At 54.2% G+C, this 13,598-nt stretch carries 12 protein-coding genes and 1 tRNA gene; 8 read left to right on the plus strand and 5 right to left on the minus strand.

Translation table 11 applies throughout. The annotated features are described in order from the left end of the window. Window positions 1-43 precede the first annotated feature (43 nt). Together ACN0IC_RS05675 and ACN0IC_RS05680 are read left to right on the plus strand one after the other, a co-directional pair. Complete coding sequence (locus ACN0IC_RS05675) at window positions 44-1,519, plus strand: leucyl aminopeptidase (protein WP_416877796.1); 1,476 nt, start codon at window positions 44-46, stop codon at window positions 1,517-1,519. Then, window positions 1,519-1,974: a DNA polymerase III subunit chi gene (locus tag ACN0IC_RS05680; RefSeq protein ID WP_416877797.1), complete on the plus strand. Its 456-nt coding sequence runs from the start codon at window positions 1,519-1,521 to the stop codon at window positions 1,972-1,974. The genes ACN0IC_RS05675 and ACN0IC_RS05680 overlap by 1 nt, the downstream gene beginning before the upstream one ends. Window positions 1,975-2,045: 71 nt before the next feature. Here ACN0IC_RS05680 and ACN0IC_RS05685 read toward each other — a convergent pair whose 3' ends face one another. Continuing rightward, window positions 2,046-3,635 carry an isocitrate lyase gene (locus ACN0IC_RS05685; protein ID WP_416877798.1) on the minus strand — a complete coding sequence of 530 codons (1,590 nt, stop codon included), beginning with the start codon at window positions 3,633-3,635 and terminating at the stop codon, window positions 2,046-2,048. A 2-nt stretch (window positions 3,636-3,637) separates the two neighbouring features. Next, entirely contained in the window at window positions 3,638-5,272 is a 1,635-nt protein-coding gene (gene aceB / locus ACN0IC_RS05690; protein ID WP_416877799.1) for a malate synthase A, read from the minus strand. A gap of 152 nt (window positions 5,273-5,424) precedes the next feature. Between aceB and ACN0IC_RS05695 the strand changes: the two genes are divergently transcribed. Then, the gene (locus tag ACN0IC_RS05695; RefSeq protein ID WP_416877800.1) at window positions 5,425-6,858 is read left to right on the plus strand and encodes a helix-turn-helix domain-containing protein; all 1,434 of its coding nucleotides are present in this window, start codon (window positions 5,425-5,427) and stop codon (window positions 6,856-6,858) included. On the opposite strand, the gene ACN0IC_RS05700 is transcribed toward ACN0IC_RS05695, so the two are convergent. From ACN0IC_RS05700 to tsaD, 3 genes are read right to left on the minus strand one after another with little or no spacing between them, the layout of a single operon-like run. Then, window positions 6,855-7,154, minus strand: a complete 300-nt coding sequence (locus tag ACN0IC_RS05700; protein ID WP_416877801.1) for a YciI family protein — start codon at window positions 7,152-7,154, stop codon at window positions 6,855-6,857. The genes ACN0IC_RS05695 and ACN0IC_RS05700 overlap by 4 nt on opposite strands. Then, window positions 7,151-8,155 carry an NAD(P)H-dependent glycerol-3-phosphate dehydrogenase gene (locus ACN0IC_RS05705; protein WP_416877802.1) on the minus strand — a complete coding sequence of 335 codons (1,005 nt, stop codon included), beginning with the start codon at window positions 8,153-8,155 and terminating at the stop codon, window positions 7,151-7,153. The genes ACN0IC_RS05700 and ACN0IC_RS05705 overlap by 4 nt, the downstream gene beginning before the upstream one ends. Continuing rightward, a complete protein-coding gene (gene tsaD, locus ACN0IC_RS05710) occupies window positions 8,152-9,279 on the minus strand; it encodes a tRNA (adenosine(37)-N6)-threonylcarbamoyltransferase complex transferase subunit TsaD (RefSeq protein WP_416877803.1) in 1,128 nt (375 codons plus the stop codon). The genes ACN0IC_RS05705 and tsaD overlap by 4 nt, the downstream gene beginning before the upstream one ends. A 29-nt stretch (window positions 9,280-9,308) precedes the next feature. Between tsaD and hemC the strand changes: the two genes are divergently transcribed. The 5 genes from hemC to ACN0IC_RS05735 all read left to right on the plus strand — a co-directional run bounded on the left by hemC (window position 9,309) and on the right by ACN0IC_RS05735 (window position 13,557). Then, window positions 9,309-10,238, plus strand: coding sequence for a hydroxymethylbilane synthase (hemC, locus tag ACN0IC_RS05715; RefSeq protein ID WP_416877804.1), 930 nt, complete (start codon window positions 9,309-9,311; stop codon window positions 10,236-10,238). Window positions 10,239-10,242: 4 nt separating this feature from the next. Beyond that, window positions 10,243-10,950, plus strand: coding sequence for a uroporphyrinogen-III synthase (locus tag ACN0IC_RS05720; RefSeq protein ID WP_416877805.1), 708 nt, complete (start codon window positions 10,243-10,245; stop codon window positions 10,948-10,950). Window positions 10,951-10,960: 10 nt separating this feature from the next. After that, window positions 10,961-11,875 carry a hypothetical protein gene (locus tag ACN0IC_RS05725; protein ID WP_416877806.1) on the plus strand — a complete coding sequence of 305 codons (915 nt, stop codon included), beginning with the start codon at window positions 10,961-10,963 and terminating at the stop codon, window positions 11,873-11,875. Between the two features lie 20 nt (window positions 11,876-11,895). Next, on the plus strand, window positions 11,896-13,410 hold the full coding sequence (locus tag ACN0IC_RS05730) for a heme biosynthesis protein HemY (RefSeq protein WP_416877807.1): 1,515 nt from the start codon (window positions 11,896-11,898) through the stop codon (window positions 13,408-13,410). A gap of 71 nt (window positions 13,411-13,481) precedes the next feature. After that, window positions 13,482-13,557 (plus strand) — tRNA-Thr (locus ACN0IC_RS05735). Window positions 13,558-13,598 lie beyond the last annotated feature (41 nt).

Genomic DNA, 13,598 nt, shown 5'->3' on the forward strand with positions numbered 1-13,598 from the left:
TAATCCGTAATACATTTTGACGAAAATCGTCAGAGGAGTTTCCGTGAAAGTCAGCTTTACCGCCAATAAACCCGTATCATCCGGCACTGCGATCATTTTTGTCGCTAAAGATTTAAAGATGGAGGGGGCCGGAAAAGCTTACCGGGAGACAGCCCCGACGAATTTTGATGCCGCCGTAAAGGCCGCCAATTTCAAAGCCGAATCAGGAAAAATGTTCGAGACATTCGTTATGAGCGGCGACAAAGCCGTGCGCGTTATCGTCGTTGGGACAGGCGACGACGAAAAACCGGACTATGAACTCCTCACAGCGAAGGCCGTCAAACGCCTTCTGCCGGCGGGCGAAACAACTCTCACCGTGCATATGAATTCAGAAGCCACCGCAGATGATGCGGCCCGGGCGGCTGTTGGCGCGCGCCTTGCCGCTTACCGCTTTGACGCGCATAAAACCAAAGCGACCTTGACGAAAACCAAACAGATAAAGACTTTGAACATTGCTGCGAATGATGAATCCGCCGCAAAAGACTCCTATGAAAATTATCACGGCCCGGTTTGCGATGGCCAGCTCTATGCCCGCGATTTGGTCAACACGCCCTCCAATGTCTTGTTTCCCAAAGCCTATGCCGCGAAAATCAAAGAGCTTGAAAGCATTGGCCTGAGAGTTGAAATTCTAGGCGAGAAAGAAATGAAAGATCTCGGCATGAACGCCTTCCTCGGCGTGGGTGTGGGCTCCGGCCGGGAATCACAATTTGCTATCATGTATTGGGACGGCGGCAAGAAAGACGATAAGCCGACAGCGCTTATCGGGAAAGGCGTGACGTTTGATTCAGGCGGGATTTCTCTTAAACCCGGAAATAATATGTGGGACATGAAAGGCGATATGGGCGGCTCGGCGGCTGTCGTCGGCGCCATGATTGGTCTGGCAAAACGCAAGGCCAGAGCCAATGTTGTGGGCCTCGTCGGTCTCGTCGAGAATATGCCTGACGGTAAAGCGCAGAACCCCGGCGATATTGTGACCTCTATGTCAGGGCAGACAATCGACGTTCAAAACACCGACGCGGAAGGCCGCTTGGTTCTCTGTGACGTGCTGCATTACACGGTGACAAAAATCAAACCGACGGCGATGATTGACCTGGCCACACTGACAGGCGCGATCATTACCTCTCTCGGTCATGAACATGCCGGACTGTTTTCCAATAATGACAAGCTCGCCAAGCAAATCATGACGGCGTCAGAGACCACCACAGAGAAGACCTGGCGTCTGCCTCTGGCCAAGGAATATGACAAGCTGCTCGATAGCCCCTTTGCGGATATGAAAAATATCGGCGGTCCGACAGCCGGATCCATTACAGCGGCTCAGTTCCTGCAACGCTTTGTCGGCAAGGACACACCCTGGGCGCATTTGGACATCGCCGGAATGGGGATGAAAAACACCCGCAATGATCCGCGCGAGACGACATTTGGCACCGGATTCGGGGCCCGTCTGCTCAACCGCTGGATTGCGGATAATTACGAAGGCTAATGGGAGGCGTTCCAACCCATTGGTTCTACCACCTGGAAGGCAGCACAATTGAAAATGTGCTGCCGGAATTGCTTGAAAAGACGCTCGCCAAAGGCTGGCGGGCGCTCGTAAAATTACCTGAAGATATGCTGGCCGAGATGGATGACCTTCTCTGGACGTTTCGGGATGAAAGCTTTTTGCCTCATGGCCGTGACGACGAGCCGATGGCGGATTGGCAACCTATTCTCCTCAGCGCTGAAACCGAAAGCGCCAAAGGTTTTGACGCGGTTTTTTTAATCGGGGGGGCAGACATATCAGAGATGGAAGGCGTTCAGCGCGCCATGGTCATGATAAATGGTCGGTCGGAAAGTGATGTGACCCGGGAACGTGGTCGCTGGAAAGCGTTAAAAGACGCCGGAGCCGATCTCTCTTATTACCAGCAAAACTCTCGCGGAAGCTGGGACAAGAAGGCCTAACCTTCTTCAAATTCTGAAAAAAAACAAGAGAGCCTGCGAAGGGAGGAAGTTTCGCAGACTCTCCTAATTGATTACGCGGCGCTTTCAAATTGGTTCATCGTATTGTGAACCCCGCCTGCTTTTAAGGCCCGGTCACCGCCCGTCATTTCCTTGAAGTCATCGCCGAGATTGGAGCCGACTTCATGTTGATGCTTCACGGCAGAGACATTGCGGCGAATTTCTTCGCGTTGAATCTCTTTGACGTAAGCGAGCATTTTCTGCTCTCCGAAATATCCTTCGGATAGATCGTTCATCACCTTGGCCGTGCCGTGGAAGGTCGGCAGGGTAATGAGGTTATGGAAAACGCCGGCTTCACGGGCAATATCCGTCTGGAAGCTTTGCAAACGGCGGTCCGCTTCGAGACCCAGTTCGTCTTCGTCATACGCCGCTGACATAAGCTGATTATTATCAGGATATTCTCCAGCCGTGATTTTGCCTTCGGCAATCCAGTCTTCCCGGACTTGCTTGCGCAGATTCAGCGTCCAGTTGAAGGACGGGCTGTTATTATAGGTGAGCTTGGCGTGGGGCGCCTTCTCGCGAATACGGCGGACCATATTCGCGATCTGGCCTACATTCGGCGTCGCGGTTTCGATCCAGAGGAGATCGGCGCCGCCGTCATTCAGGCTTGAAATACAGTCTTCGACCACGCGGTCTTCGCCCGTGTCTTCCCGGAATTTGTAAAGACCATTGGGCAGGCGAACGGGCTTGACGAGCTTGCCGTCGAGCTGAATGGCCATTTCGCCGTCTTTAAGCTGGTGAAGGTCAGAGACAGGTTCCGTTTCAAGCCATTTTGTATATTCCGCGGCCTCGTCCCCGGCTTCGCGGCTGACCGGTATTTTTTGTGTCAGACCTGCACCGAGCGAGTCGGTCCGCGCCACAATAACGCCGTCTTCAACGCCGAGTTCTTCAAACGCCATGCGAACGGCGCGGAGTTTTTCAACGAAATCCTCGCGCGGCACGGTGACTTTACCGTCCTGATGCCCGCATTGCTTGGCATCGGAGACCTGGTTTTCGATCTGGATGCAGCAGGCACCCGCCTTGATCATCTCTTTCGCCAAGAGGTAAGTGGCATGCACATTCCCGAAGCCCGCGTCGATATCCGCAATGATGGGGCGAACATAGGTTTCAAAGCCGTCGATTTTTGCCAGAACGGCCTCGCGGTCGTCGGTTGTTTTAAGCTCAGCAAACAGATCGTTCAGATCCACTTCATCGGCTTGGCGGAGGCTCGTGTAGATTTCCTGAATGAGGTCGACCACGGCGGTTTTTTCATGCATGGACTGATCCGGCAAATGACCGAAGCGGTTACGCATGCCCGCAACCATCCAACCGGATAGATAGACATAAGCTTTGTCCAGTGTGCCTTTCTGGCGCTTTATCGCGCGCAGCATTTGCTGTGCGTGGAAGCCGGACCAGCAGCCGAGGGACTGGGTGAAGGCTGAGCTGTCGTTGTCATAAGCGGCCATATCAGCGCGCAAAACTTTTGCCATAGCCTTGGCAATGTCCAGATGCGTTTCAAACGTGTTCTGGGTTTTCAACTGGGCCAAATCCTCGACGGAAATGCCGCCCGGAACGCCGTTGGGGTAACGCGTCTGCAAATTTGCAAGTGTTCGTGAATAGGTCATATTTATTTCTCCAATATTTCGTAGGCGGGGATTGTCAGGAATTCGGGCAGCGTTTGGGCTGTCGCGGTTTGGGTGAAAATGTCGGCCGCTTCTTCGAACCGTCCATTTGTGAAGTCGTCTTCGGACAATTCTGTCTGAAGCTTTTTCATCTCTTCATTGAACAGACGGTCATAGAGACGCTTGCTCAGCGTTTCGCGAAAGCCGCCTTCCATTTCGACGCTGGCGCCGTGGTGGAGCCACTGCCAAATCTGGGCGCGAGAGATTTCAGCTGTCGCCGCATCTTCCATCAGATTGTGAATGGGCACAGCGCCTCGGCCGCAAAGCCAGGCCGCAATGTAGCGGATGCCAACTTCAATATTTGTGCGAACGCCGGCTTCGGTGATTTTTCCGGTATGCGGGGCGATCATTGCTTCGTCGGTGACGCGGGCTGACTGGCGCTTCTTATGGATCTGATGCTTGCCGGGCATAATCTCGTTAAAGATATCCATAGCGACAGGAACGAGTTCCGGATGCGCGACCCAAGTGCCGTCATGACCGATGCTGGCTTCGTGTTTTTTGTCCTTACGAACTTTTTCGAACGCCGCCTCATTGGCTTCCGGATTATTCTTAACCGGAATCTGCGCGGCCATGCCGCCCATGGCGTGGGCGCGGCGTTTATGACAAACTTCAACGAGCCGCGTGGCATAGGCGGACAAAAAGGCCCGATCCATGCCGACTTGCGCCCGGTCAGGCAAAACGAATTGCGAATGGTTTCGCAGGGTCTTGATGTAAGAGAAGATATAGTCCCAACGTCCGCAATTCAGACCTGTAATATGGTTGCGCAGAACATAGAGAATTTCTTCCATCTGGAAGGCCGCCGGAAGCGTTTCGATCAAAACAGTCGCTTTGATGGTGCCGTTCGGAATGTCCAGAACCGCTTGCGAGAAATTGAAGACATCATTCCAGAGGCGGGCCTCTTGATAGCTTTCCATTTTCGGCAAGTAGTAGAACGGACCTTTTTCCTGTTCAGCCAGTAATTTGCCGTTGTGGAAAAAGTGCAGGCCGAAATCGCACAGGCTCGCGCTCATCGGTTTGCCATCGACGGTGATATGCTTTTCTTCCAGGTGCCAACCGCGCGGGCGAACGAGCATGGTCGCGGTATCTTCGCCGAGTGTGTAAGATTTCTTTTCGGTCTTCAGAGACAAGTTCCCACTGGCATAATCGCGCATGTTCATCTGGCCTGACATCATATTCTCAAAGGTCGGCGAGCTGGCATCTTCAAAATCTGTCATGAACATCTTCGCGCCGGAATTCAGAGCGTTGATCATCATTTTACGGTCTACAGGACCTGTAATCTCAACACGGCGATCCTGAAGGACAGGCGGGCAGGGCGCGACTTCCCAGGCGGAGTTGCGCATATGCTTTGTCTCGAGCGGCTGCGTCGGCATTTCGCCGTCGTCATAGCGCTCTTGTTGTAGCTGACGGTTCTGCAAAAGGATTTTGCGTTGTGGGCCAAAGCGGCGCTCCAGATCCGCAAGGAATAACAGAGCGTCCGGCGTCAGAATCTCTGAATAGCTATCGCCGGCCTCGGCAGAGACCTTTGCCAAGACCCTGTGGCGGGGAATGGGTTGGTCGGTATTTTTAGCAGGGGCGTTCATGATGACGGTCTCCTTTGTCTGAGTTATTGGTTACACGATATTTACAAAAGGGGAGGAGAGTCTATAAGCCTTTGTAAATTACAGGTATTTTTGTAATGATTGTAAATACACAGATGTTATATCTGTAAATGTTGTAAAAAATTGGTGAGGCGATGACAGTCAAAAAAGACGAGAAATTAATGGTCGGACCGCGGCTTCGCCGCTTCCGCCAAACCTTGGGCCTGACCCAAACGCGCATGGCCGAAGATCTTGGTATTTCAACGTCTTACCTGAATCTGATGGAACGCAATCAGCGGGCGCTCTCGGCAAAAGTTCTGTTGAAAATGGCGGAAATCTACGATTTCGACATTGCCGGATTCACCGGGGCAGGGGACGCGCATCTGGTTGCCGAAATTTATGAGGTTATGCGAGATCCACTCTTTAAAGGGGACAGCATTTCGAAAAACGAGGCCGAGGACCTGGTCAATGTGAGCCCGTCCGCTGCCAAAGCTTTTCTAAAACTTTACGGAAAGCATCGGGATTCGACGCGCCGCGCCGCCAATTTGAGTATGGATCGGGACAAGGTTGAACTGCTTGAACAATCGGGCGAAGCGGTGGAGGCGGTTCGGCGGTTCATACATGAACAGAGAAATTACTTTCCGCGACTTGATGAGGCGGCGGAAGAGTTGTCGCAAGAACTGGGACTCACCAAGCGCGAGCCCCATGCAGCACTCACGGACAGACTAAAGGAAAAACATGACCTCTCGGTTCGCATCGTGCCGGTGGATATCATGCCGAAAATGCTCCGCTATTTTGACAGACATTCCAAGCGCATAAATCTGTCTGAACTCCTGCGTCAATCCGGTCGGCGTTTTCAGCTCGCCTTTCAAATTGGCATGTTGGAGCAAAGAGACTTAATAGATGATATCATCAAAACGGCGTCTCTGGGCGGCCGCGAGGCTGAAGGTCTGATGCGGACATCCTTGGCCAATTATTTCGCGGCCGCGACTATCATGCCCTATGCGCGTTTCTTGAAGGAGGCCGAAAATACGCGATATGATGTGGATCTGCTCTCTCATCGTTTCGGGACGAGTTTCGAGCAGACTGCTCACAGATTGACAACTCTGCAAAAACCGGACGCGCGCGGCATCCCTTTTTTCTTTGTGCGGATAGATGTGGCCGGAAATGTGTCCAAGCGATTTTCGGCGGGACGGTTTCATTTCAGTCAATTTGGCGGGGCCTGCCCGCTCTGGAATATACATGAATGTTTTCAGACGCCGGGGAAAACGCTGACGCAAATGATACAGCTCCCTGACGAGACAACTTATTTCTCTGTCGCAAAAATGGTCAGCCGATCAGATGGCAGTTTCAATGAACCCGCGCAGAAGCTTGCCATCGGTTTAGGGTGCGATATCGCCTATGCGCCCAGACTTGTTTACGCGCAGAAATATAATCTGGAAACGCCCAAGCCGACGCCGATTGGAATAAATTGCTATTTGTGTGAGCGTCCGCATTGCCGCCAGCGCGCCCATGCCCCGCTCAATAAAACGCTCAATTTTGATGAGCGCGCCAGAGGCATGTCGCTCTTTAGCTTCAGCGAGGACTAAGCCTGCTGGTCCGGGCCGCCAATAACCCAGTTATAGGGTTGGACCGTTACGCTGGCCGTTAATCCGGCCTTGCGGTAAGGGTCTTTTTCGAGCCAATGCTCTACGGTCTCTTTATCCTCTGCTTTGACAATGAGAAGGCTTCCCCGCATTTCGCCGTCTTCATCCAGCCACGGCCCGGCGATATGTAATGTCACCTCAGGCTCAGAGCGGAGCCATTTGATGTGGGCGTCGCGATTATCCTGCCGTAAAGGCACGCTATTCGGACGGTCAGCGGTATAGACAAGAAAATAGGTCATAGGACCTCCGTTTTGTGAACGCGGGACAAGAGTGTAATGAGCGCGTTTTGAATATCCATATCGCCCGAGAGGATATCGGCAACGACCGCGCTAATGGGCATATCGACATTCAGCTTCGCCGCCATTTCTTTCAAGGCAGGCGCCGAGGCGACGCCTTCGGTCACGCTGTTGCGGGCGCCCAGAATATCATCAAGCGACTCGCCCCGTCCCAGGGCCAAGCCGCAGGACATGTTTCGTGATTGCTCCGACGAACAGGTCAGAACCAGATCGCCAAGTCCGCAAAGGCCTGTTAGTGTTTCGGGCTCACACCCCAGAGCGACTCCCAGTCGGCGCATTTCGGCAAAGCCTCGCGCGATAATGGCGGCGTGGGCAGATCGGCCTAGCTCCATGCCCAAAACCATACCGCAGGCAATGGCGAGCACGTTTTTAACGGCGCCGCCAATTTCCGCGCCCAGCACATCGGTCGAAAGGTAAGGGCGGAAAGTCGGGGCGGCGACAGCTTCAACCAATGCTTCGCCTATGTCTTTATCTTCGCAAGCGAGGGTCACGGCCGTGGGCAGGCCTTTGGCGACGTCAATCGCAAAGCTGGGACCAGAGAGGACGGCGGGAACGACATTCGGTAGGGTTTCCTGCAAAACGTCGGACATGAATTCACGTGTGCTGATTTCGATACCCTTAGAGCAGAGTATAACGGGTTTTCCGGAGAGGGCGTCAATGCCTTTTAACTCGGCCAATGTGCGCCTTGTATGCTGGGCCGGGACAACCGAGAGCAGAGCGTCACACTCTGCCAGAGATTTCAGATCCTGGGTCGCTTTGATTTTTGGGGAAAGTCGGGCATCGGGTAGATACAGCTTATTGGTATTTTCATTATTGATTGAGTCGACGCATTCTTTTTCGAAAGCCCAAAGCGTGACGTCGCGACCGCCTGTGGCGAGGCTCTGCGCGAGCGCCGTGCCCCAGGCCCCGGCGCCGATAACGCCGAAATTCTGATATTCCGTCATGATTTTGGGCCTTTCTTGCCATATCCGCTGGCAGGGTTTGCTTTCGCGGCCGCGTTGTCGAGAGGCCAGCGCGGGCGCGCTTTCACGCCAAGCTCGTCCGTCTGGCCGGCGGCGAGTTTGGCCGCGCCTGCCAAAGCGATCATGGCGGCATTATCCGTACAGAATTTCAGGGGCGGGGCGAAAAAGCTCATACCCTTAGAAGTCGCCAGCTGGGTTAATCGTTCCCGAAGCGCTTTGTTCGCAGCGACGCCTCCGGCGACGACGAAACGTTTTGCGTTATCCCCGTGCATGTCTTTGAACATGGCCATGGCTTTGCCTGTGCGTTCGGCCAGAACGTCAGAGACAGCCCGTTGGAAGCTGGCGGAAATATCGGCTTTGGCGTTGTCGGTTTGCTCGCTCGCTTCCCAGGCGCGGGCGACGGCGGTTTTCAGGCCTGCAAAAGAGAAATCGGCATGGTCTCGGCCCTTAAAAGGACGAGGCAGTTTGACCGATTTCGGATCGCCTTTTGCGGCCCATCTTTCAACATTCGGCCCGCCGGGAAAGCCGAGCCCCATCACTTTGGCGGATTTATCGAAAGCTTCGCCCGCCGCGTCGTCCACTGTGCTGCCGAGGCGAGTATAGTAGCCAAGTCCGTTCACGGAGAGGAGCTGCGTGTGTCCGCCAGAGACGAGCAAGAGAAGGTAGGGGAAAGGGCAGGGCTCCGCCAGGCGCGGGGAGAGCGCGTGTCCTTCCAGATGGTTGACGGCCAAGAGAGGTTTATCGAGCGCAAGGGCGAGACCCTTGGCTGCGAGCAAGCCGGATATGACGCCGCCGATGAGGCCCGGCCCCGATGTGGCGGCGATGCCGGAGAGAGACTCATAACTCGTTCCCGAAACGTCCATGGCCTGTTCAACGATGCCGTCGATTTTCTGCATATGCGCTCTGGCCGCAATTTCCGGCACGACGCCGCCAAAGGGGGCGTGGGCTTCATCCTGGCTGGCAATGATGGAACTGAGAATCTCGACATCGTCCTCGCCGCGATAGCGTAGGACGGAGGCCGCCGTTTCGTCGCAACTCGATTCGATACCCAGAACGAGGAGGTCGAGCTTGCTTTGAAGCGTTTCATCTGAAAAATGAGTGGTCACGAAAGCTGGATAAGGTTAGTCGTGCCCGGATGCAACATGGTCTAACAATTGGAACGCGGGGATCTCCGCTGGCGCTCTTTCAAGCGCATCTGGTTCAGCGCCTACTAGCAGAGACGTCAGGACGGCCGGCGCAGGCCTTTCCAGTGCGGATTCTCAAAACCTCCGGCGATCGATTAAAAGGGCATTTGCGTGATTTCGGCGGCAAAGGCCTGTTTACAAAGGAACTGGAAGAAGCTCTGGTCTCCGGAGATATCGACATCGCGGTGCACTCCATGAAAGACGTGCCGACGGTGGGGCAGGAGAGTTTGGAAATTTCGGCCATACTCCCGCGTGAAGACCCGCGCGATGCGTTTATCTCCAAAAAATATGCCAGGCTCGACGATTTGCCCGAGGGCGCTTTGGTCGGATCAGCCTCTATCCGCCGCCGCGCGCAGCTCTCGGCTATGCGCCCGGATATTCAATTCTGTCTCCTGCGCGGCAATGTCGGAACGCGGCTGCAGAAACTCTCGGATGAAGTGTGTGATGCGACATTCCTGGCTTGCGCAGGACTGAAACGATTGGAGCAGGAAGACGCCATTACCGAAGCCATTTCTACCGAACGTATGCTCCCCGCTCCCGCGCAAGGCGCCATAGGTATCGAAATTCGCAAATCGGATGAGGTGGTCAAGGAATTGATTAAACCGCTTAATTGCAAAGCCTCCGAGCTGTGCATCACGGCGGAGCGGGCTTTTCTTCGCGCTCTGGACGGCTCTTGCCGCACGCCAATTGCGGCGCTGGCGGTTTGGGACGGTAAATTGATGAACTTTAAGGGCGAAGTGGTTGCCAAGGATGGGTCCGCCCGGTTTGGCAATGAGGATATCGTCGCTATCTCCAATTCCATCGAAGCGTATGATTTGGGGTACAGGCTGGGGCAAACTGTCAGAAAAGCGGCCGGCGGCCACATTGACTGGGATGAATAGCCATTTGATAAAGACGCAGACAAAAATATGGGTCACACAAAGCCTGCCGCGCGGGCGCGAAACAGCAGCTGATTACGCGCGCTTAGGATTGGAGCCGATTGTAGCTCCGGTCCTCCAAATCTCTCCCGTTACGCCTGTGCCCTCTGACCCGGACAGCCGCGCGCTGCTGATCTTTACCTCCAGAAACGGCATTGAAGCTTTCGCCAACACATGTTCCGAACGGGCTAATCCGGTTATTTGTGTCGGCGACGCCACGGCCGAGTTGGCGAGAAAAGTGGGGTTTGTGCATGTAAGGTCTGCTGAGGGCGACGCTCAGAACGTGGTGGAACTTGTATTGAAAACGGTGCCCCGCTCTCAACCTCTTCGGCATTGCTGCGGCGAACATGTGAAGGGACGCCTTGCCGAGCAATTGTCTGAAGCCGGGTACAAGATTGAACGTGCGATTTATTATTCTGCGTCGCCTGTGGATCAGACGGAGGTCAAACTCGGCGAGATTCAGTATGTTGCGCTCTATTCGCCGCGAGGGGCCTTGGCCTTTTCTGACTTGGTCAAAGGTAAAGATGTCTCTCACATGAGGAGCCTTTCCATCAGTGGGGCGACTGATGCGGCGTTGGAACCGTTAAGTTTAATGAGCCGTTTAGTAGCAGAGACGCCGGATCAGACCGCTATGGTGAAGGCCCTGCACTCCCATTTTTCAGACGAACAAGGATAGACAAGTAAAGATGACAGAGTCTGAGAAAATGGAACCAGAAGAGACGGTGGGCACTTTCGATCCTGAAGAGAGTCCGGACTTTGCTTATGAGGAAGAAGTGGGTCAAGACAGAAAAGGATTGGGTCTGATTCCGGTTCTGGGACTATCTTTATTAGCCGTTCTCCTGGGGGCTGTAGGGGGTGCTATCGGCGGAGCCTATGGGACGCATTATCTCTTTCCGCCAACCAATGCGGACGATCTGCGCGCCGCCGTTCAGCAAGATGTGGGGCAGCTAGAGACTAAAACGCAAGCCGAGATAAACGACATCCGCCAGGACCTCTCGGATCTGGAGACCCGGCTGTCGCAAACAAGTTCTGAGACCAAAATTCAGTCTTTCATCACGGGTATTGAAGAGCGTCTCCAAACGCTTGAAAATGCACCGGCGCCGAGTCTGCCGGACATTGATTCCGACACGCTCAACGCTTTGAAAGCGGCCCAGAACGAGGGGTTTAACTGGCCTGAAACGAATGAAATAGACTCACAGATTACGAACCTAAACTCGAAAACCGAAGCGTTAGAGGCCCAGATAGTAGGCCTCAACGCCCAGATTGAATCGCTTGAAGGAGACCTCGAGACGCGTGAGGCGCAACCTGAAATCGTCCAACCCGAAACCGATACTGCAAAGTCTATCGGGCCTGAATTCCCGAAACAGGCGCTATTGAATGCGGCCAAAAACCGGGCCGAGTCCCAAGGGTTTTTGAGTCGTACACTCAATAAACATGTAAGTGTTGATAGCCCGGATAGTCCGAAAAACCTGATCGAGAAAATAGAAACCGCCTATGAAAAAGGCGATATCTACACGGCGATAAAAACCTTTGACCGTCTGCCCTCCGACATTCGCTCGGCAGGTCAGGACTGGCGCGAGGTCGCAGAACGTTTACAGTGATTTAAACGGATACGAAAATTATGACAAAATATGTAATTGCCATTCTTCTTTTTATCGCGGTGCTGGCCGGGTTTTTGCTCTATGTTGGCGATGACGCTGCCTTGACACTGACCTCGACAGCCGAGGCGGGCCTGTTTCAGTTTAGCCCGATTACTCTGACCTGGCAGGCCGTTATCGTCTTTGTGACAGCGACCGTCGTTTTCACTCTTTTAGCCTGGACGCTTTTGACATGGCTCTGGCGTCTGCCGTCCCGTATTCGCTCCGGCGTTGGCCTGCGCCGCCGTAATCAGGCTTTGGACGCGATGGAAGATGCGCTGCTGGCCGGGGCGGATGGAGACTCCGTTAAAGCCCGAAAAAAAGCCGAAAAGGCGCGAAGCCTCATTGGCTCTGAAGACCTTGGCCGCATCGTAAGCGCGCAAGCGGCCGAAGCCTCGGGCGACCAGGCCGAAGCCGTGGCGCAATATACGGCCATGCTTAGCTCGGAAAAAGCCCGCGCCACGGGGCAGCACGGCCTTGCCCGTAATCTCCTTGCCTGCGGGGATTTGCCCGGCGCCATAGAACAGGCGCAAATTGCCTATGCCGACAATAAAAATGCCCGTTGGGCGTTCGATGTGTTGTTTCAGGCGCAAATGGCAGATTATCAATGGAATGAAGCGGCCAAAACGCTCGAAATGGGCGAGAGGCGTAAACATATAGACAAAGAGGTGGCCCGCCGCCGCCGGGCCGTGCTTCTCAGCGCAGAAGCGGATCATATTCGCGGAACAGGTCAAACCCAGCTCGCCACGGATATGGCCAGCCGCGCGGCGAGTGAAACACCTGAATTTGCGCCTGCCGTGGCGCTGGCGGCGAACCTGCTTAATCTGACGGGCGATAGAAAAAAGGCTGTCTCTGTCATTGAGAAGGCTTGGGCAAAACAGCCGCATCCGGCCTTGGCGATTGCATTGCAGGATATTATTGAGACTGACACACCCAAGAATCGGGCGAAGCGTATTGAAGCGCTGATCAAATCTAACCCCGGTCACCGGGAGTCGCACATGTTGGACGCTGAAGAGAAGCTGAAAGCCGGAGACGGCGTGGCGGCTCTGTCTATTTTAGCGCCTTATTTAAATCTAGATTCCGAGGCTGAAACGCCAACGGCCAGGCTCTGCCAACTTGCCGGGCAGATCGAAGAAAGTCTCGCTAATATGTCGGATGCGCGTCTCTGGTATGAACGCGCCGCGACAGCGCCGCTGGAGGCGGATTGGTCAGACCTGGATCCGCAAGGCGACGCTTTTGATTACTCCGATGCGGATTGGCGCCGCCTGACATTTACTTTTGGCGAAACGGGAGAGCTTATTCACCCGCGCCATGAAGCCGGAGCGCCGCGCCGCCGTCCCGGACTGCCAGAACCTCTGCCTCTGGAATCAGAAGCGGTCGTCAGACGTGATTTTAACGATGTTTCGCAAGAGGGGTCAGTTCAGACACTCGGGCCGGATGGAGAGGGTAAGGAAGACCTTTCCAGACGACTTGATAGTTTATTGGACAAGCCCAAATAGCTGAATAAACCTCTTCGGTTTTGCTTGGTCAATCTTGAGATTTCTGTCCGCTAGAGATAAAATCCTACCAGGCCGCATTAGCTCAGTTGGTAGAGCATCACATTCGTAATGTGGGGGTCGGGTGTTCGAGTCACCCATGCGGCACCATTCGAACTGTTTTTCGAAACTCAATTCTTATATATTTGCGT

This window comes from Litorimonas sp. (genome assembly GCA_029936425.1).
Classification (GTDB): domain Bacteria; phylum Pseudomonadota; class Alphaproteobacteria; order Caulobacterales; family Maricaulaceae; genus Litorimonas.